Origin of the sequence: Halorutilus salinus (assembly GCF_026242195.1) — an archaeon.
Lineage (GTDB): Archaea > Halobacteriota > Halobacteria > Halobacteriales > Halorutilaceae > Halorutilus > Halorutilus salinus.
Window position 1 is genome coordinate 84549 of the sequence record NZ_RKLV01000006.1, and the last position, 17553, is coordinate 102101.

Here is a 17553-nt window from a genome sequence, read left to right on the forward strand (position 1 = left end):
GTTCTATTGCTCCATAAGGTCGATTCCTATAGCGCGTTTTATCTTTTCGCGTAACGCACCCTCGCCCTCGCCGCCGAGCGTGACGACGACGGGTTCTACGCTCGTCTCGGCGTTCTCACGTACCTCGTGCGAAAGATGGTCGAGGTCGTCCTGATGCATTACGACGATACCTATGTCGTCAAGCGAAAGAACGTCCTCAACCGCACCGTCGAGTTCGTCGTCCTTGTTCTCGTCACGTATCTCGCGGAACTCGTCGACGCCCGCGAGCCTGAACCCCGTCGTGAAGCTCGGCGCTCCGACGACGGCTATACGTCGGCTCATATGACTATCTCCTCCTCTATCTCCTCGACGGTCAGACCTGCCTCCTTACCACGTGCTATACCGCGTATGTTCTGTACCTCGCGCTCCTTCGACAGTATGTACGAGATGACGGGCGCGACCGAGTTGGGGTAACGGTTGGTCATGCTACCCGCAAACTCCATCAGTAGCTTGTCGAGCGCGGTGTCGAACTCGACGAGACTCCCCGTCTCTTCGAGTTCGTCTATCGCCTCCTCAAGCTCGTTTCCGTACTCCGAACCTCGGAGTGCCTCGACGAGTTCCTCGCGGTTTTCGACGAGACGTTCGAGTTCGGAGCGCGAGAAAAGGTCGCCTCCTTCGATGAAGTACTCGCCGACGTCGACCTTTTCGCTACCCGCGGCGCGTAACGCGTTACGGACGTTGAGAACGTCGATCTCGGAACGCAGGAAGTCGCGGTAGACGCCGCGCGGCGATTCGGGCGCGACGCGGGCACCCTGAATAAGACCTTCGTAGAACGTCCTGTCGACGGCGTTTTCGAGGGGTAGAAGAACGTCGTCGTCCTCGTATTCGCGTAACGCCTCTTCGAGCGCGTCGCCGAAGACCGTCCCTTCGAGTTCCTCGACGACCTCCTCGACGGAGCCGAGTTCGGCAAGTGATTCGAGGAAACCCTCGTCGATCTCGCCCGCAGGTATGAGATCGACACGTATCTCGTCGGGCTTAGCGTCGGTAAAGACGCCTCGGAGGACTGTCTTAACGTTCAACGCGTCGTAGCTACGGAGGTAGTCGACGACCGTCTCGCGTAACGTCCCCTCCGACCAACGGACGATGTCGGAGAAATGACGCGCCATGTTGTCGTACAGGGCGTACTCGATGAGGTCGACTCCCTCGTGACGCGCGCCGAGCCTGTTTATCTCCTCCGAGTACTCCGACTCCTCCATGAACCGCGCTATCTCGTTGGGCGACATACGGACGAGCTTCCTGTAGTCGTCGTCGCCGAACAGCTTCGCCTTACGCGCCCTGACGCGCGCCGCGACGTACTCGTAGTTCGACGATCCGCCTGATTCGGCTCCCGTCCTCATTACTCGTCCCCCAACAGGCGCGCCGAGACCTCGCGCAGACTTTCGTTCCAGACCTGTTCGAGCACCGAGTCGAAGCTGTTGTCGACACGTACCTTACCGTCGGCGGACTCGACGACCACACCGCCGATGATATCCGTCGACCCGGCGTGCTCGAAGCCGTCGAACCCACCGAGGAGATCCTGAACCATCTCCTCGTCGCCCTCGGCTGTGTAGACAGCGCCTTCGTCGTCGCCGAGTTCTTCGATACCCGATTCTAGGAGCGTACGTGTCATATCCTCACGCCCCTCGTCAAGCTCGGCGAGTTCGTCACGTACGTCGGCGCGTAGCTCGGCGAGCTGGTCACGTTCCTCGCGCGAGACCATCTTGCGCGCTTCGAGCTTGGCGCTCGAAACCTCCTGCTCGCGCAGGTTCTCGGCTTCCTTCTCGGCGTCCTGACGTGCCTGTTCCACTATCTCCTCAGCCTCCTCACGCGCGTCGCTCAGAGTCTCCTCCTTCTCTTCCTCAGCCTCCGCGACTATCTCGTCTGCACGCGCGCGCGCTTCCTGTTTTATATCATCTACTACCGTTTCGAGTCCCATGATGAGAATCTGGTGTTCTTGGGTGTCTTACGGCACCAGGAAGATCACGACTATTGCGAAGATGACGAGCGTCTCGGGTAGCACCGTCATCAGAAGACCACGACCGAACATACCGGGGTCTTCAGCCATCGCTCCGACAGCCGCGGATCCGATTCCGCGCTCGGCGTAGCCTGCGGCGAGAGCCGCGAGACCGACACCGATCGCCGCCGCCGCCTTCGCCATACCGTTGGCGTTTATCTCCGCAACCTCCGGACTCATCTGTGATGCCTGTTCTGCCGTCTGCTGTGCTACCACGGGATCTATTAGCTCAATTACCATGTTTTATCTACCTTCTTCTGTATGTCTTCTCTCTGTTCCGAACGGTTCGAACTTGTCGCCACCGCCTTGATAAAACTTCCCAAAGAATTCCACGTACTCAAGGCGAACCATCTGAATTCCTGCGGCGGTTATACCGAGGAGTAGGACGACGACATGCCCTATGATGAAGACGACCACGGCGGCGATCAGGGCGATAATACCCGTAGCCGCGGAGCCTTCGATACCTATCCATGTGAGACCGGGGAAGATGACGCCCTCGCCGCCGAGATGCGTCGCGTACTCCGTACCGGGGAGCATGAAATGCGTCTCCCCACCGCTCTCGTACGCGCCGAAGACGAGCAGGTTGACGACGAACGCCATGCCCGCCTTTGCGAGTAGGACAGCCATTATACGCAGGTAAGAAAGCGCGTGTCCGAATGCGTTCGTAGGCGTCTCGACCGCACCGACGACCCCCTCGCCGATAGAGACCATAACGAAGCCGAGGACGGCGAGTCCCGCACCTGCGATCCCGACGGTCACGGGGAAGCCCGCGAAGCCGAGATCGAACATCGGGTTCTGGTACAGGACGGAGGTTTCGCCCACGAGGAACGAAGGCTTGACGCCCGCGCTGTGTGCGCTGAATATCCATATGAAGAATCCGTTGAGGGTGAGTATCCACGACGCGTCTTCGAGAACCGCCTCCTTGATACCGTGGCTAAGGTCGTTGACGAAGCCGAAGACGTACCCGATGTTGAGATGGAGTAGACCGAAGCCGATGCTCACGACTATCCATGTCAGAGCCGTCTGTGTGCTGTGTATACCCTTGTCGAAGACACCCATGACGGGCGGTACGGGCAAGCCGAACTGAGCCATCGTCGAACCGACGTGCAGACCCGCGAACTCGCCGTACAGGTAGCCGAAGAGGATCGTGAAGCCGCCCGCCCAGACGCCGATAGCGCCGAGGGCGCGTATGCCGTCGGAGTCGACGCCCCTGTATATCGCGCCCCCCATGACGGCGTACAGTATACCGTAAGCCATGTCGCCTATCATGAAGCCGTACGCGAGAGGGAACGTCATTAGGACGATAAGCGTCGGATCGAGTTCGCCGTACTTGGGATGGTTGACCGTGTTTACGAGGAACTCGAACGGCTCCGCCGCCGCGGAGTTGTCCTGCACGACGGGCGGTTCCTCGTCGTCCGCCTCGCTCTCCTCCTCGGGATGTCCTTCGTCGTACTCGACGGTTTCGAGCTTCTGTACGTCGACCCTTTCACCGACGGCGTCGGCGAGCGCCGACTCCATCTCCCCGTAGCTCTCGTCGGGTATCCAGCCCTCGGCGTAGAACGAGTTCGCCGTCGTTGCGAACATAAGAGGTGCTTCGGTCTTCTCCGCCTCTATCGAAAGCTCCTCCTCGGCTTTGACGAGGAAGCCACCGTGTTCACCGGCGAGTTCGTCGAGGCGTGCGTCGAGTTCTTCGAGTTCGTCCTCAAGAGCCTCGACACGGTCGTCGACCTCGGCGAGAGCCTCGTCGGGGTCGCCCGTTGCGTCGGGTAGTTCGAGAGCCGAGAAGTCGACGCCAACGAGCGCGTCGTCAACGTCGACACCGCGCGCCGCGACCGCGACGACGCCGTCGCCTCCGAAGACCTCGTACTCGTTTCCTTCGGCGTCTTCGAGCGCTGTACGGACCGCGTCGGCGTCGCCCTGTCCGACGTGTACGTCTATCTCGTCGTAGCCACCGAGGAGTTCGAGGTCGATACCGAGGTCGGCGAACGGTTCGAGTGTTCTACGCTCCTCGCGCGCCTCACGTAGCTCCTCGCGTACCTCGTCGCGTTCGTCCTCGACCTCGTTGACGGTTGCGCGCACGTCTTCGAGCCTTCCGTATAGCTCGTCGCGCGTCTCCCAGCCCGAAGCCTCGGAGCCGTCATAGTCGCCGTCTTCGATGTCGAGCGTGTTTATTACGGCGCGAACCTGTACGAGCTTTCCGCTGACCTCCTCGCCGCCTTCGAGAGGGCTACCGTTTTCGAACCCCTCCCAGCTACCGTCGTAGTCGTTGACGTGTACGAGTTCGAGGTCGTGGAGCTCCTCGACCGCGTCCTCCAAGACAGCCTTGGAGCCTGCGACCGAGATCCTGCTCATAAGCTTAGGTCTGAGCATCTACCTCCTCCCTGAAACGTTCGACGACGTGTTCGAGGGCGTCGTCGTGGTTCTCCTCCGCGCGCTCACGTAGAGCCTCGACCTCCTCCTCGCCGTCGGCTATTATCTCGTCCGTCTTCTCCTCGACCTGTTCGCGTGCCTCCTCGACTATCTCCTCGCGCACCTCGTTCGCCTCTTCCTCCGCCTCCGAGAGTATCTCATCGGCTTCCCGGCGGGCTTCTGCGCGTATCTCGTCAGCCTCCTCCTCGGCATCGGAGATTATCTCGTCAGCCTCTTCTTCGGCTTCTTTGATGTTCCTCAGCACTCTATCGCGTTGAGCCGACATAGTTACTGTCCGAAACTGGTCGAACGCGGTATATGGAAGTTTCCATTTGAACCACAAACCCCAAACGGTTCGGTACCGAAGCCGACCGTAATGAACGGAGGCGCAGACGCGGATCGGAAGCTTCCCGAAGGTTTCGAGAGACGTTTCTGGAAGCTCGTGCTACTCCTCAACATCGGACCCATCGGGATCGCGGTCGCTTTCTACCTCGCCGTCTTCCGCGGAACCTCCGACCTGTTCTGGGCTTCGCTCGCCGGCGGTGCGGTCGCGCTCGGCTTTGCGGCACGCGAGTACACCGTCGCACGGTCGACGCTCGTGGAGGAGGACGAGGGATAGACTCACGGTCGTGCGCGCGCCGCGCCAAGCTTTATTACGGACGCGTCCGCGTATGGTAACCGAGCCATGAGTGAGGACAATCTCGACAGCCTGACGGACAAGATAGGAGGGGGAGACGAAGGCGGTATGGAAGACCGTCTCGAAGACACAGAGGTCGGGGATATAGGCGAGGAGGACACCGACGAACTCATCGAGCAACTCAGGGACGACGATCCCGAGACGGGCGCGGAAGCCGCCGACGAGCTCGAAAGGATCGCCGACGAGGAGCCTGAGAGACTCGAAGGACATGAGGACGGACTCGTCGACGCTCTCGAGGTAGACGACAACTGGGCGAAACGGGCGGCGTCCTCTGCGCTCGCCGAGGTGGGTTCGGAGGACGCCCTCGGTGAACTCGAAGACGTGGACATGCCGGAAGCAGAGGAGGCGGCGGAACGTATACGCGAGAGAGGGTCTACCGAAGAGGAAGCCGATGGCGACGGTGAGGAGGAAGCCGTCGCGTCTAAGGCGGACGGCGGCATGGGTTCGTCGGGTGACGAGGGCGCGGATCGCGCACTCGACGCCGCAAAGAACGGCGACGCCGACCTCGACTTCTCCGAGATAGTCCTGTTACAGATGCTCGAAAGCGACAAGGAGGATCCGAGCAAGTACGCCGAGCAGTCACTACGTCACGCGGTGCGTGAGTATCCCGAGACTGCGCTCGAACTCACCGACAGGTTCGCCGAAAGCCTCGTCGATGACCCCGACGACCTGCGGAGGTACTCGTCGCTCGTCATGCATGAGGTTTCGGAGGAGTACGTCGACGAGGCGCGCGAACACGTATCCGAACTCGTCGAGTCGCTCGGTGACGAAGACGAAGGCGTCAGCGGTCGCGGTGAGGAGGCGGTCACGAACGTCGCCGAGGAGTACCCCGACGAGGTCGTCGGAACCGTCGCTCAGAAGTCGCAGGACGAGTAAGCAATCCGTCGCGTGCCGATCAGTGCTGGTGCTCGTACAGTTTCTCGGCGGACTCGTCGAACATCTCGTGTTCGCGCTCCGAGAGATCCCACTCGACTACCTCCGCACCGTCGCGCCCTATCTTTGCGGGGACGCCGACGGAGACGTCGTCGTGTCCGTACTCGCCGTCGAGGACGATGCTCGACGGTATGACCTCGCCCGTGTCGCGCGCTACCGCCTCTACGACGTGCGCCACACCGCGTCCGGGTCCGAACTCGGTCGCACCCTTCTTCTCTATGACGTTCATCGCGCTCTGCGTCAGCGCCTCCGTGATCTCGTCGCGTTCGTCGGCGTCGAACTCAGGTTCACGTCCGTCGACACGAACCTTGGAGAAGACGGGTACCTGCGAGTCGCCGTGTTCGCCTATGATCGAGGCGTCGACGCTCGTCGTCGGTACGTCGAACTCCTCAGAGAGGACGTAACGGAAACGCGCCGAGTCGAGGCGTCCCGCGAAGCCGATCACCTTCTCGCGCGGTCTGTCGCTGACCGAGTAGAGATGGTGGTTGAGAACGTCCATCGGGTTGGTCGTGAGCACCGAGATGGCTTCGGGCGCGTACTCCTCGAAGCTCTCGGTGATACCCGCGATTATCTCGCGGTTTGCGTCGGCGAGGTCAAGACGCGACATACCGGGTTCGCGTGGCTTACCCGCCGTGATCACGACGACATCGCTGTCCTCGGTGTCCTCGTACTCGCCGTAATGGACATCGGTCGGCGAGTCGTACGCGATACCGTGCATCGTGTCGTGCGCCTGTCCGACCGCGGGGTCTTCGGCGATGTCGACGTAGACGACCTCGTCCGCAACTCCGCTCAGGGCTACGTTGTAGCCCGCCATCGCTCCTACGGTGCCGCCCGCACCGACTATGGATACTTTGAATCCCATGGTTAACCCTGCGGAGATATACAGCATAAACTTGATGAAATACGTTCGCGTGCGTGAAGCGCAAGCTTATTTTTCGCCCGAACCGTACGTATACCGATGGGAGTTCTCGAAGACAAGTCGCGCGCACGTACGTTCTACCGTTTCCTGTCGAAGGTGTACGACCGCGTAAACCCCGTCTTCTGGAACGAGGAGATGCGCGACGAGGCGCTCGGTATCTTCGGGGTGTCGGAGGGCGACCACGTCCTCGATGTCGGTTGCGGCACGGGGTTCGCAACCGCGGGTCTCGTCGAGCGCGGGGCTGATGTGGACGGACTCGATCAGAGCGTTCACCAGCTTGCGAAGGCGCGCGAGAAGGACGAACTCGACGGCGTGCGTTTCGTACGCGGCGACGCCGAGAACCTGCCGTACGCCGACGAGACGTTCGACGCCGTCTGGTCGTCGGGGTCGATCGAGTACTGGCCCTCACCCGTCGACGCGCTCGCGGAGGCGAAACGCGTAACGAAGCCGGGTGGTCGGGCGCTCGTCGTCGGACCCCGCCGCCCAAGCGGACGCGTCCTCGGCGCTCTCGCGGACGCCGTCATGCTGTTCTACGACGAGGAAGAGGCGACGCGTATGTTCCACGACGCTGGATGGGAGGAAGTCGAGCACAGACTCATGGGTTCGGAGTACGTCGACGACGACGCCATCGTGACCGTCGCGCGTAAGAGTCAATAGGCGGTGTTCTTTACCGCAGGTATGGACGAGGTAGAAGACGTAGTTCATCAAGGAACGCAAGACACCGACGAAGGCTTCGACCTGACGCTCGGTAACGTGTACGTCGTCGAAGAAGCAGGACGCGTCGACTTCGGAGGCGGTGAGCTTGAGGAACCGGAGCTAACCCGCGTCGGGACGGAGAAACGCAACGGGGAAGACGACTACGGCTGGTGGAACCTCGACGCCGGGACGTACGTCGTCGAGCACAACGAGACTCTCAACACCGATGAAGACGTGACCGTCAGGACACGTACAGAGCTTCTGAACCGTGGCGCGTACCATCCGACGGTGCGCGTAGCCGAACTGCCGCTTCTGCCGCTCACCGTCGGCGGCGACGGTCTGCGCCTCAAGGAGAACGCGCGCGTCTCGACGGTCGTGTAACAGCGTGGAAAGAGATAAACGGGCGTAGCATGTACCCGTAGTATGGCGATAACCAAAGACACCGACATACTTGGAGGCGAACCTCATATAGAGGGTAGACGTGTTGGTGTTCGACATGTCGTCGAGATGGTAATCGAAAACGGTCGAACCCCTGCCTACGTCTCGGATCAACTCGGTCTTTCGATGTCGGAGGTGTACGGGGCGCTTTCCTACTACTACGACAACATCGAGGAGATACGCGCGGCGCGGTGCGAGAACGAGAAGGCATTCGACAGGCTGAGCGACGGTTCTCTGAAGCCAAAAAAGAAAGCCTGACCCCATAGACGGACCTCAATTCTTGCTCGACGAACACGTGAGCCGTGTCTTTGAAACGGTACTTTCTCAGCACGGGTACGAAGTATGTCAGGCAAAAGACCGTTTCGGTGAGGAGACGGTGGACGAAGAACTGTTGAACTGGTGCCACGAGAATAGTTTTTTTCTGATAACGAACAACGCCGCAGACTTCGAGGAGTTACACGAAGAGTTGAGCCACGAAGGCGTCTTCCTGTACAGAGACCAAGACTTGATCGACAGAGATCCGGAGGGAACCGCGCGTGCCGTGGAGCAAGCTGTTGAACAGTACGGGGTCGACGGTCTTGAGAACGAGGTCGTCACGCTCGACGACTGGTACGACTGGCTACACGGGTAGCTATCCCTGTGATCCCTGCTGGCGCTCGTACTGGAAGAGGTAGTTCTGTACCACACAATACAGGAAAGTTATGTAATTATACACAAGAGAGAAACTGCCTGAGTTCAGTCAGCTCTCCACCAACCCCAATACATAACTTCTTACAAGTAAGATATATCTTACATGTCCGAGGTTGAGATGGTGACGGTCAGTTCGCGCGGACAGATATCCATCCCCGCAGACCTGCGTAGAGAGATGGAGATAGACGAAGGAACGAAACTCTTGGTGGTTTCAGAAGGAGATAACATACTCCTTCGGAAGGTGGACGAGTCTACTGTCAAAGACTCGTTCGAGGACATCCTGAAGCCGATGTGGGGGAAGGCGGAAGAGGAAGGTCTGGATGAAGAGGACGCAGAGAGTCTCGTACACGAGAGTAGGGGAGTCGAGGGGTGAAGATAGTCCTTGATACAAACGTCTACGTCTCAGCCACGCTCTCAAAGGGGAATCCATACCACGTACTCAAATCCGCCGAGAAAGGGGAGACAGACCTGTACATATCTCCGTTCATACTCCACGAGATAGAGGACGTTCTCGGCAGGGACAAGATACCGTTCGAGGAAAAGGACACGGAGAGGTTCGTAGATAAGATTCTCACTACCGCCACCGTGGTCACACCTGATGATAAACCGGATGTTATAGAGGACGATCCAAGCGACAACAGGATACTCGCCTGTGGGTTAGAGGCAGGCGCTGAGTACGTTGTGTCGGGTGACAGGCACCTGCTTGAACTGGAAGAGCACGATGGAGTTGGGATAATGGAGCCTGCCGGGTTCATTGAGGAGGTTTAGGGGCATTACCGGATCGGTTCCGATACGGGTTTTCCGACGGAGATATCTAACTCTGTCAGGGATCCACTGTTGCTTGATAATTTCCTATACAGATGATAGCATAATAGACTGAGTTCTACACCGGTGATCTATCCGTATATATCATCCATACTGAACGGATGGCTCCCGGTTACATGAACTCTGTCTGTCGTGCGTAATGAAAAAGGTAGTTCTGCGCGTACCCCGCGTACCCGCCGAAACGTTCGCGGAAGCCGTCGGCGGTTTGTGTGTAGCCGTCGCCTTCGATCTCAGGGTAGTGTTCCTCGACAACCTGTAACATCCACGTGTCGAGAGGTACCGCCTCGCCGAAACCGAGCGAGAACAGGAGTATGCAGTCACCGACCTTGTCGCCGACGCCGACGAGTTCCTGTACGGCGTCGTGTGCCTCGTCGTACGGTAGGGAGCGTATCTCGTCCGCGTCCACCGCTCCGTCGGCGATTAGACGCGCCGACTCGGCGACGTACGGCGCGCGGTATCCGAGTCCGAGTTCGCGTAACGGTTCCTCGCCGACCTCCGCGAGCGTTTGGGCGTCGGGAAATCCGTCTCCGTAGCCGTCGACGGTCTCGCCCCAGTCGTGCGCCATCGCGTTAACGAGGCTACGTATACGCGGTATACGGTTCTGCGCGCTCACGATAAACGAGACCGTGCACGGAAAGAACGGGTCGGAGACGACGCGCATACCGCCGTACTCGTCGACGGCGCGCGCGACGTGTTCGTCGTCGGTGATAGAGTCGTGTATCTCACCGAGGTCGTCGTCCAGTCCGAGGAGTTCGCGGATACGCGACTCGTCTAAACCCGTCGTCTCGTACTCGATGCCTCGTCCGTCGGGCGGATCGCGTACGCGTACACCATCACCGTCTACGACCGCGGTGTACCACGGCTTTTCATCGCCGCACTCGTCGTTCTCGCGCGTCCAGAGGAACGACTGCCCGCTTTCGAGCGTGTTCGTCACGTCGATGCGTTCGTCTACGCGCGGCATCGGGCGAAGTCGCGTACCTCGTGCAGGCTCTCTATGTTCATATCGGCGTCGACACTGTAACCGACGCGGTTGACGTGCGCCGCGGCGAGTCCCGCGTTCCACGCGCCGCGTACGTCGGTCACGGAGTCGCCTATCATAACGGCGTCGTCGGACGCGTCCATACGTTCTATGCACGCGCGTATAGGTGCGGGTTCGGGCTTGTAGCCGAGGTCGTACGAACAGCAGACGACGGCGTCGAAACTACCTGCGAGACCCGTCTTTTCGAGCGCACGGTCTGCGAGCGCGGGCGGCGAATGGGTTACGACGCCCTTGGGTCCTTCTATATCGTCGAGTACGTCGATATCATCATAAGCGTACGTGTGCTCGACGCGGCGCTCCGGCGTGTCGATACCGTCGAAAACGTCCCAGAACTCGCGCGGGTCGAAGCCCCAGTCAGCGAGTATATCCGCGCGGTCGTCGCCGAATCCGTACCAGAGACGGTCTACCTCGTCGTCGGTGAACCCACGTCCGAGTTCGTCGCCGACCTCCTCGAAGACCTCGCGTCTGTACGAGTCACGTACGTCGACGAGGACGCCGTCGAGGTCGAAGACGTAGGAGTCGAACATTCCTTACTGTCGGTATGCGACGGAGCGTATAATGCTTTGCGTGTCTGTACAGTGGGCGTCCGCGCCGACACCAAAAGCCTGAATACCGGTTCTCGGATAGGACATCCATGCCAAAGGTACTCGTTAGCGATCCAATCGACGACGAGGGTCTCGAAAGGCTTCGGGACGCGGGTTACGTCGTCGAGGTAAAGACCGAACTCTCGGAGGACGAACTCGTCGAGGTTATCGGCGGATATGAGGCTATCGTCGTCCGTAGCGGTACTGAGATGAACGACCGCGTCATCGACGCCGCGGAAGACCTCGAAATCATAGGACGCGCGGGCGTGGGCGTCGACAACATCGACATAGAGGCGGCGACGCGTAAAGGTATCATCGTCGCAAACGCGCCTCAGGGGAACACCGTCGCGGCGGCGGAGCACGCTATCGCTCTCCTTCTCTCCATGTCGCGTAACATACCGCAGGCGAACGCGTCGCTCAAACGCGGAGAGTGGCGGAAGAGCGACTTCGTGGGAGTCGAGGCGAAGGGTAAGACGCTCGGCGTCTTCGGCTTAGGACGTATAGGCGGCGAGGTCGCTAAACGCGCCGACGCACTCGGTATGGACGTTGTCGCGTACGACCCGTTCGTTAGCCAGAACCGTGCGGACGAACTGGGTGCAGAGCTAGCCGAGTTCGACGACGTTGTGGAGCGTGCCGAGTTCGTGAGCGTCCACACACCCCTCACGGACGACACCGAGCATATGATCTCCGACGACGAGTTCGCCGCGATGGACGACGATGTGCGCCTCGTACACGCCTCGCGCGGCGGTGTTGTCGATGAGTCGGCGACGGCGCGCGCCGTACGCGAGGACGAGATCGCGGGCGCGGCTTTCGACGTCTTCGGTCAGGAACCCCCCGCCGAGGACAACCCTCTGCTTCACGAGGACGACGTTATCGTCACGCCCCATCTCGGCGCTTCGACCGAGTCGGCACAGCTGAACGTCGCCGAGACGATCGCCGAGCAGGTTATTGCGGTACTCGAAGGCGGTGTGGCGGAGACGGCGTTGAACGCACCGAACGTCGCCGACGAGGAGCTACAGCCCTACCTCGAACTCGCGGAGACGCTCGGTAGACTCGTCGTACAGATAGGCGAGTCGAACGTCAACGAGATAGAGGTCGAGTACGCGGGTGAGATAGCAGACAAAGGCGTCGAACCTCTCACGGTCGCCGTACAGAAAGGCTTCCTCGAACCTATACTCGACGACCCCGTCAACTACGTAAACGCGCCTACGATGACCGAGGATCGCGGCGTACGTGTAACGGAGAGCAAGACGGGGCATACGGAGGACTTCGTGTCGCTCATCACTGTACGTACCCAGGATGGAGAGGAGCACGAGGTTGCGGGTACGCTGTTCGGACGCACCGACCCCACCATCGTCCTCGTCGACGGTTACCGCGTCGACGCACCGCCGTACGGACACGCGCTCATCGTACACAACGAGGACAAGCCCGGTATGATAGGACGCGTGGGTTCTCTCCTCGGAGACCACGGTATCAATATCGCGGGGATGCACAACGGACGCGAGAAGATAGGCGGCGAGGCTATAATGGTACTCAACGTCGACGACGAGGTTCCGCGCGACGTACGTAACGAACTGACCGACGTGGAAGGCATCGTCTCGGCGAAGTACGTTTCGCTCTGAGAAGCCTCTTTACATCTATCCCGTAGAATCCGTTGTAGGTACGTTCTCCGCTTTCTACTCAACCGTCGTCTATACCGAAGAGGTCTGAACGTCTAAGTAAGAATGGGGTCGGAGGGATTTGAACCCCCGATCGACTGGTCTCCCCGGTAACGCCTCAGCGCTCCAGAGGGTCGTCAACGTCCGCGTTGATCAGACACGGACTCGGTAGACCAGTCTGGAGTTTCATCAACGACGCGGAGACAGGCTCCGTCCGCCGAGACGGTGTTCCTCTGGAGCCAGTCGCCTTCCCGGGCTAGGCCACGACCCCTCGGTTCGTATACGGGGAAGGCGTCTAAAGTAATTTCGGTTCCTGCTCCTGCGCTCATCCTTTCTTGAAGCCGATGAGTGCGCCCGCGGTGAAGCCTCCGCCGACGGGGAGGACGCTCAGAAGGCTCTCAAACAGACCGCCGCCCGCTCCCGCCGTCTCCGCCGTCGCGTTGCCCGTCGCGTTCGTCCCATTTCCGCTTGCGTTTCCGCCACCCATCGTCGCGTTCGCCGCGGCGCGTGTCGTGTTCGCCGCTCCCGTGTACAGCGCGTCCCAGTTAACTTCGAGGACGCCGCGGGTTTCGAGGAACTTGAACAGCGCCAACTGAGCACCGATGAGTATAGCGACTATCTTGACAACCTTCTTTGCGGCGTACCCGGTCAGGAAGCCGAGTATACCGCCGCCCCCGACCTCCAGACCGAGACTGAGCGGATCTAACTCTACCATGCCCGTCGTACTACCGGACGGTGTATATTACTTTTCCCTAAAGCCTATCAACCCGTCCGCCGTACGTCCGACGCGCGCCGTAATCCCTCCGTTGAGGGAGCGCGAGCGTACGATGAGACGGGGAGAACCCCGGCGCGGTGTACCTCCGGACAGGGTCAGCCCTCCGACCGCGCACCAGCAAGGGATGACGAAGGGGGTTAGTCCGGAGGGTTAGACTATTTCGTATATGAAAGTGGTATGCGTTACATAAGAACGAACCGAGCAATCAAAAGCCTATACCTCTGCCGAGGATAATTCAGCTTATATTACCGGATCCGTTCGTGGCTACGGCGGATCCCTTAGTATGGGTAGCTCCTTGTTCCGTCTCGAACCTCTGTAACTCCTCGGTTAGCTGATCCGCCTTCCGTTTCAGCTCGTCGGCACTTGAGGCAACCTCGGAGATGGAAGTGGTCTGTTCTTCCATGGAGTCAGAAACCGAACGGGAAGCGTCGGCGGTCGCTTCGCTTATATCCGTCACCTCCTCCACCATAGAGACGACCTCCTCGGAGCTAGCCGCCTGCTCCGACATCGCCTGTGATATCTCCTGTACACCGCTGTCGGTGTCCTCTACGCTCTCTACGACCCGACCGAACGCCCTTTTCGCCTCCCGTACAGAGTCAGCCGTGTTCCGCATCTCATCCTCCGCCTCCTTTATTTCTTCCACCGTCGTTCCTGTCTGCTGTTGGACATCCGCCACGAGCTCAGCGACCTCATCGGCGGAGTCACGCGTTTCCTCCGCTAGATCCTTTACCTCCTCCGCGACGACGGCGAATCCATCCCCTGCGCCTTCGCCGCTATCTGCACGAGCCGCCTCTATGTTCGCGTTCAAAGCGAGCACGTTCGTCTGTTCAGCTATCTCTGCTATCAGCTCAACCACCTCGTCTATCTCACCGACGAGCCTTTCCAAGTCATCCACCTTCTCGACGGTTGAGGACATGGTCTCACCGATCGACTCTATCCTCTCTACGGTGTCTTCCGCCTTCTGCTCGCCTTCTCTGGCAACCTCCGAGGTCTCGTTCGATCTCTTTGCCACGTCCTCCGCGGTCGCCGCCGCCTCCTCTATTGTGGCAGAGAGGTCACCCATCTCGTCCGAGACTACACCGAGCTTCTCCTTCTGTTCTGCCGAACCCTCCTGTATCTCCTTCGTCGACGCGAGGGTCTCCTGTGTGGAACGGCTGACCGACCCTGACTTCTCTTTCACCTCCTGTATGGCACCGGCTACCTCCTTGGAAAACCCCTGTATCCTACGTACGGTCGAGGAGACCTCCTCTACCATCTTGTTGAAGCTCTCGGCTACCGTCCTCATCCCGTCGCTCTCCGTGTCCGGATCCATACGGACTGTGAAGTCGCCCTCCGCCGCACTCTCTATTACCGAACCGAACTCGTCCGCCTTCTCCTCCACCCTCCGCTTCACCTTTTCCGCCTCCTCTCGTCTTTCTTCTGCCTGCTCGCGAGCCTTTTCAGCTTCTTTTTTCGCCGCCTCAGCCTCCTGTATGGACGTACCTAGTGACTCTGCTGTGTCCTCAAGTGCGGAGTACGTCTCGCCTATCTCGTCCACCCTGTCGGACTCGAACGATATACTGAACTCACCGTCCTGTACAGAGGTCACACGGTCGTTTATGCTCCGTAGAGCACGGTACATTTCACAGTATCCGAGGAATCCTGTCAGACCGACCACGGATGCGATGAAAACAGCCGCCACAACTATGTCATTGAACAGGATCACAGCAACCACCGGTCCTGCCACCATACCAACGAAGGCGAGCAGGAATATCCTCGCGGCGAAGTTCTTCCTTATTACATCCGGAAGGTATCTCTCGATACTCATAGGGATCACACCGACGGCTAACAGAAACCTCTCAAATATACCTCTGTTTTTGTTCCTCATATATTTTGATACACCTGTTGTAATATACACCTTCTGCCGATATTATCAGATCTGAATCCATAGCAGTCAAACCGTAGACGGATACGGCGCAGTAACGCCGAGTAACATCTCGTGTTATACCATAGCTGGTGGGGTAGTAAGCCGGTCGGATAGGTACAACTGGACTCGGGTTAGCCGAGTATCCCTGTACACTGCACCCTGTCCTATCATATCTGAAAATGGCGAGACAGGGGTTAAGTCGTTCCGCTGACAACAAATTAACGATGATGGATAGGATGTTGTACCGGGTGCGACGCGCATGGGATATAGATGACAAAGATAGCCGGCGTGGGGTCAACGCTGTTGTGTTTTCATTCTCCGTTACCGTACTACTCAGAGGTTTCGATGCGGATCCCACGTTCGCCGCCGTGATGGCAGTAGCCATTGGCTTGTACGCACGTTTCATCTTAGGGGTACTGTTCGAAGAGTACGCGGAGGGCGGTAACACGTTGGATTCGCTCTATTCAGGGGTTCTCCACGAGTAAAACGACTGAGAAGCCTTCGGTCGCGCCTACCACAACAGACGGTACGGTAAGATGCGATGGTGTTATCTGAACTGATACATATAGATACAGTCCGATACTGATAACTATGCGAACCATGGTACATGGAGTAATATAAGAAGAAGGTATGGTGTAAGGATAGCTGTCGGTTACGCGGTGACCGACGTGAAGATCCTTACCCGCTGATGTAGGTCGTCGGAACTCCCGGCTTGTGTCTCAACGGCTGGTCTCAGACTGAATAGCGTACGACATCAAAACCCGGTGCGCCTGAGACCTGTCGAACCGGGGTAAGAGATACGAAACGGAACTAGCCGACACCTGAGGAGCTGTAGTCATCCCGAACCGACAAACCCCTTGAGGCTGTACTCTCCAACCCTCTGTACACTCATCCACAGGAGACCGATGAACATGACAAGAACAGTGCCTTTTTGAGCCACCGACGCTACCCCGGAGACGGACGCTGTCAGGTTGTATGCCATATGAACAGATACTGCGACCGAAATCCCCTTTACGGCGTCAATGGCTCTTAGGCGGCGTTTAGCCATACCGATGTGGTACCCTGCGACCGTAGAAAGAAGCACATGGAAAGAAGCCACCACGGATCTTTCCAGTACCGTCTGGACTAAACCTCCACCAAGGATTCCGTCCGACAGTATGTACATGGCGTTTTCGCCAAAGGAGAAACCAAGCCCTACAAAGGCACCTGCGACGGCATACCCTATCGGTGACAGACGGTAACCGGAGCCTATGAAGTAAGCCACGGAGGATTTTACAATCTCCTCCACCGGAACCGCAAGGATGTGTATGTACACAGCGGAGGTGAGTGTCATGCCCGCCAAACCGGCTCCTCCTATATCTGATGTTAAATAAAAGGTCGGCACTACCGCACCAAACCCGGCTATGCTGGCGAGTACAACAGCACCACCGGGTAGGTTCTTTCCTGTCTCCCTTTTGGCTGTCGTTCGTAGGTACTCTATCGTGAACACCGCAGGCGATACAGAGACCATTGAGAGAACACTAACGATACCTACGGCTAAGGCACCCACGGTAACTATGCTCATTTACCCCACCCCATCGTAGCTCGAATCGCCTTAATATCATATTTGACTGCTGAGTATGTGGCGAAAGAGTGCCACAGTATAGGGTGTATAACCGACTTCATTACCAATTCTTTCTACGTAGCTAGAACACATTAGTCCAGCCCCGTAGTTATCATAGATGATACTACTATCATACGATCTCTTGTCTTCTCGACCATATCTACGCCCAACTGTCACTAGCCCCATTCCGGAGAAGGTCTGTAGCTCGGAAGAAAGACCACTCCATCTTAGACGTATAGGCGTAGGTGGAAAAGGATAGGAACAAGACGGTGTAAGGAAGATTCTCTAATTCCCGTGACTTCGTAAAAACCAAGCGCTTGTACGGGTGATCCTTCGGCGGGCTATCGGT

General features: G+C 58.6%; 21 protein-coding genes and 1 tRNA gene. 9 read left to right on the forward strand and 13 right to left on the reverse strand.

What is annotated here, in order from left to right; translation table 11 throughout:
- Positions 1-3: 3 nt before the first annotated feature.
- The 6 genes from EGH25_RS07335 to ahaH form a co-directional block, all read right to left on the reverse strand.
- A complete protein-coding gene (locus EGH25_RS07335) occupies positions 4-321 on the reverse strand; it encodes a V-type ATP synthase subunit F (protein ID WP_266087204.1) in 318 nt (105 codons plus the stop codon).
- A complete protein-coding gene (gene ahaC / locus EGH25_RS07340) occupies positions 318-1376 on the reverse strand; it encodes an ATP synthase A1 subunit C (protein WP_266087206.1) in 1059 nt (352 codons plus the stop codon). Before ahaC ends, EGH25_RS07335 begins: the two co-directional genes overlap by 4 nt.
- Entirely contained in the window at positions 1376-1954 is a 579-nt protein-coding gene (locus tag EGH25_RS07345; RefSeq protein WP_266087208.1) for a V-type ATP synthase subunit E, read from the reverse strand. The genes ahaC and EGH25_RS07345 overlap by 1 nt, the downstream gene beginning before the upstream one ends.
- 27 nt (positions 1955-1981) lie before the next feature.
- A complete protein-coding gene (locus tag EGH25_RS07350) occupies positions 1982-2212 on the reverse strand; it encodes a F0F1 ATP synthase subunit C (RefSeq protein ID WP_266087369.1) in 231 nt (76 codons plus the stop codon).
- A gap of 63 nt (positions 2213-2275) precedes the next feature.
- Positions 2276-4402: a V-type ATP synthase subunit I gene (locus EGH25_RS07355; RefSeq protein ID WP_266087210.1), complete on the reverse strand. Its 2127-nt coding sequence runs from the start codon at positions 4400-4402 to the stop codon at positions 2276-2278.
- Positions 4389-4727 carry an ATP synthase archaeal subunit H gene (gene ahaH / locus EGH25_RS07360; RefSeq protein WP_266087212.1) on the reverse strand — a complete coding sequence of 113 codons (339 nt, stop codon included), beginning with the start codon at positions 4725-4727 and terminating at the stop codon, positions 4389-4391. The genes EGH25_RS07355 and ahaH overlap by 14 nt, the downstream gene beginning before the upstream one ends.
- Positions 4728-4817: 90 nt before the next feature.
- On the opposite strand from ahaH, the gene EGH25_RS07365 reads away from it, so the two are divergent.
- Positions 4818-5060 carry a DUF7322 domain-containing protein gene (locus EGH25_RS07365; RefSeq protein ID WP_266087214.1) on the forward strand — a complete coding sequence of 81 codons (243 nt, stop codon included), beginning with the start codon at positions 4818-4820 and terminating at the stop codon, positions 5058-5060.
- A 66-nt stretch (positions 5061-5126) separates the two neighbouring features.
- Entirely contained in the window at positions 5127-6014 is an 888-nt protein-coding gene (locus tag EGH25_RS07370; RefSeq protein ID WP_266087216.1) for a HEAT repeat domain-containing protein, read from the forward strand.
- Between the two features lie 19 nt (positions 6015-6033).
- Here the strand turns inward: EGH25_RS07370 and EGH25_RS07375 are convergent, their stop codons facing one another.
- Positions 6034-6933, reverse strand: a complete 900-nt coding sequence (locus tag EGH25_RS07375) for a malate dehydrogenase (protein WP_266087218.1) — start codon at positions 6931-6933, stop codon at positions 6034-6036.
- A gap of 96 nt (positions 6934-7029) precedes the next feature.
- Here EGH25_RS07375 and EGH25_RS07380 point away from each other — a divergent pair, with 96 nt between their 5' ends.
- The 6 genes from EGH25_RS07380 to EGH25_RS07405 all read left to right on the forward strand — a co-directional run bounded on the left by EGH25_RS07380 (position 7030) and on the right by EGH25_RS07405 (position 9582).
- On the forward strand, positions 7030-7647 hold the full coding sequence (locus EGH25_RS07380) for a methyltransferase domain-containing protein (RefSeq protein WP_266087220.1): 618 nt from the start codon (positions 7030-7032) through the stop codon (positions 7645-7647).
- Between the two features lie 21 nt (positions 7648-7668).
- Complete coding sequence (locus EGH25_RS07385; RefSeq protein WP_266087222.1) at positions 7669-8067, forward strand: dCTP deaminase/dUTPase family protein; 399 nt, start codon at positions 7669-7671, stop codon at positions 8065-8067.
- A 42-nt stretch (positions 8068-8109) separates the two neighbouring features.
- Positions 8110-8382, forward strand: a complete 273-nt coding sequence (locus tag EGH25_RS07390) for a DUF433 domain-containing protein (RefSeq protein ID WP_266087223.1) — start codon at positions 8110-8112, stop codon at positions 8380-8382.
- 22 nt (positions 8383-8404) lie between these two features.
- The gene (locus tag EGH25_RS07395) at positions 8405-8755 is read left to right on the forward strand and encodes a DUF5615 family PIN-like protein (protein WP_266087225.1); all 351 of its coding nucleotides are present in this window, start codon (positions 8405-8407) and stop codon (positions 8753-8755) included.
- 162 nt (positions 8756-8917) lie between these two features.
- On the forward strand, positions 8918-9187 hold the full coding sequence (locus EGH25_RS07400) for an AbrB/MazE/SpoVT family DNA-binding domain-containing protein (protein WP_266087227.1): 270 nt from the start codon (positions 8918-8920) through the stop codon (positions 9185-9187).
- Positions 9184-9582, forward strand: a complete 399-nt coding sequence (locus tag EGH25_RS07405; protein ID WP_266087229.1) for a putative toxin-antitoxin system toxin component, PIN family — start codon at positions 9184-9186, stop codon at positions 9580-9582. Before EGH25_RS07400 ends, EGH25_RS07405 begins: the two co-directional genes overlap by 4 nt.
- A gap of 169 nt (positions 9583-9751) precedes the next feature.
- On the opposite strand, the gene EGH25_RS07410 is transcribed toward EGH25_RS07405, so the two are convergent.
- Together EGH25_RS07410 and EGH25_RS07415 are read right to left on the reverse strand one after the other, a co-directional pair.
- Positions 9752-10600 carry a DNA-3-methyladenine glycosylase family protein gene (locus EGH25_RS07410; RefSeq protein WP_266087231.1) on the reverse strand — a complete coding sequence of 283 codons (849 nt, stop codon included), beginning with the start codon at positions 10598-10600 and terminating at the stop codon, positions 9752-9754.
- Entirely contained in the window at positions 10588-11205 is a 618-nt protein-coding gene (locus EGH25_RS07415) for an HAD family hydrolase (RefSeq protein ID WP_266087233.1), read from the reverse strand. Before EGH25_RS07415 ends, EGH25_RS07410 begins: the two co-directional genes overlap by 13 nt.
- Before the next feature lie 107 nt (positions 11206-11312).
- Between EGH25_RS07415 and serA the strand changes: the two genes are divergently transcribed.
- The gene (gene serA / locus EGH25_RS07420; RefSeq protein ID WP_266087235.1) at positions 11313-12884 is read left to right on the forward strand and encodes a phosphoglycerate dehydrogenase; all 1572 of its coding nucleotides are present in this window, start codon (positions 11313-11315) and stop codon (positions 12882-12884) included.
- A 103-nt stretch (positions 12885-12987) separates the two neighbouring features.
- Here the strand turns inward: serA and EGH25_RS07425 are convergent.
- From EGH25_RS07425 to EGH25_RS07440, 4 genes are all read right to left on the reverse strand, one after another.
- Positions 12988-13191, reverse strand: a tRNA-Trp gene (locus tag EGH25_RS07425).
- Between the two features lie 54 nt (positions 13192-13245).
- Complete coding sequence (locus EGH25_RS07430) at positions 13246-13635, reverse strand: FUN14 domain-containing protein (RefSeq protein WP_266087237.1); 390 nt, start codon at positions 13633-13635, stop codon at positions 13246-13248.
- A gap of 295 nt (positions 13636-13930) precedes the next feature.
- On the reverse strand, positions 13931-15562 hold the full coding sequence (locus EGH25_RS07435; RefSeq protein ID WP_266087238.1) for a methyl-accepting chemotaxis protein: 1632 nt from the start codon (positions 15560-15562) through the stop codon (positions 13931-13933).
- Positions 15563-16436: 874 nt separating this feature from the next.
- Positions 16437-17165 carry a PrsW family glutamic-type intramembrane protease gene (locus EGH25_RS07440; RefSeq protein ID WP_266087240.1) on the reverse strand — a complete coding sequence of 243 codons (729 nt, stop codon included), beginning with the start codon at positions 17163-17165 and terminating at the stop codon, positions 16437-16439.
- Positions 17166-17553: the final 388 nt, after the last annotated feature.

Coding starts and splice junctions, on each gene's coding strand:
- EGH25_RS07385 (WP_266087222.1), top strand. CDS start 7,669: ATGGACGAGGTAGAAGACGTAGTTCATCAAGGAACGCAAGACACCGAC.
- EGH25_RS07365 (WP_266087214.1), top strand. CDS start 4,818: ATGAACGGAGGCGCAGACGCGGATCGGAAGCTTCCCGAAGGTTTCGAG.
- serA (WP_266087235.1), top strand. CDS start 11,313: ATGCCAAAGGTACTCGTTAGCGATCCAATCGACGACGAGGGTCTCGAA.
- ahaC (WP_266087206.1), bottom strand. CDS start 1,376: ATGAGGACGGGAGCCGAATCAGGCGGATCGTCGAACTACGAGTACGTC.
- EGH25_RS07390 (WP_266087223.1), top strand. CDS start 8,110: ATGGCGATAACCAAAGACACCGACATACTTGGAGGCGAACCTCATATA.
- EGH25_RS07435 (WP_266087238.1), bottom strand. CDS start 15,562: ATGAGGAACAAAAACAGAGGTATATTTGAGAGGTTTCTGTTAGCCGTC.
- ahaH (WP_266087212.1), bottom strand. CDS start 4,727: ATGTCGGCTCAACGCGATAGAGTGCTGAGGAACATCAAAGAAGCCGAA.
- EGH25_RS07355 (WP_266087210.1), bottom strand. CDS start 4,402: ATGCTCAGACCTAAGCTTATGAGCAGGATCTCGGTCGCAGGCTCCAAG.
- EGH25_RS07350 (WP_266087369.1), bottom strand. CDS start 2,212: ATGAGTCCGGAGGTTGCGGAGATAAACGCCAACGGTATGGCGAAGGCG.
- EGH25_RS07375 (WP_266087218.1), bottom strand. CDS start 6,933: ATGGGATTCAAAGTATCCATAGTCGGTGCGGGCGGCACCGTAGGAGCG.
- EGH25_RS07415 (WP_266087233.1), bottom strand. CDS start 11,205: ATGTTCGACTCCTACGTCTTCGACCTCGACGGCGTCCTCGTCGACGTA.
- EGH25_RS07380 (WP_266087220.1), top strand. CDS start 7,030: ATGGGAGTTCTCGAAGACAAGTCGCGCGCACGTACGTTCTACCGTTTC.
- EGH25_RS07430 (WP_266087237.1), bottom strand. CDS start 13,635: ATGGTAGAGTTAGATCCGCTCAGTCTCGGTCTGGAGGTCGGGGGCGGC.
- EGH25_RS07440 (WP_266087240.1), bottom strand. CDS start 17,165: ATGAGCATAGTTACCGTGGGTGCCTTAGCCGTAGGTATCGTTAGTGTT.
- EGH25_RS07335 (WP_266087204.1), bottom strand. CDS start 321: ATGAGCCGACGTATAGCCGTCGTCGGAGCGCCGAGCTTCACGACGGGG.
- EGH25_RS07345 (WP_266087208.1), bottom strand. CDS start 1,954: ATGGGACTCGAAACGGTAGTAGATGATATAAAACAGGAAGCGCGCGCG.
- EGH25_RS07410 (WP_266087231.1), bottom strand. CDS start 10,600: ATGCCGCGCGTAGACGAACGCATCGACGTGACGAACACGCTCGAAAGC.
- EGH25_RS07370 (WP_266087216.1), top strand. CDS start 5,127: ATGAGTGAGGACAATCTCGACAGCCTGACGGACAAGATAGGAGGGGGA.
- EGH25_RS07400 (WP_266087227.1), top strand. CDS start 8,918: ATGTCCGAGGTTGAGATGGTGACGGTCAGTTCGCGCGGACAGATATCC.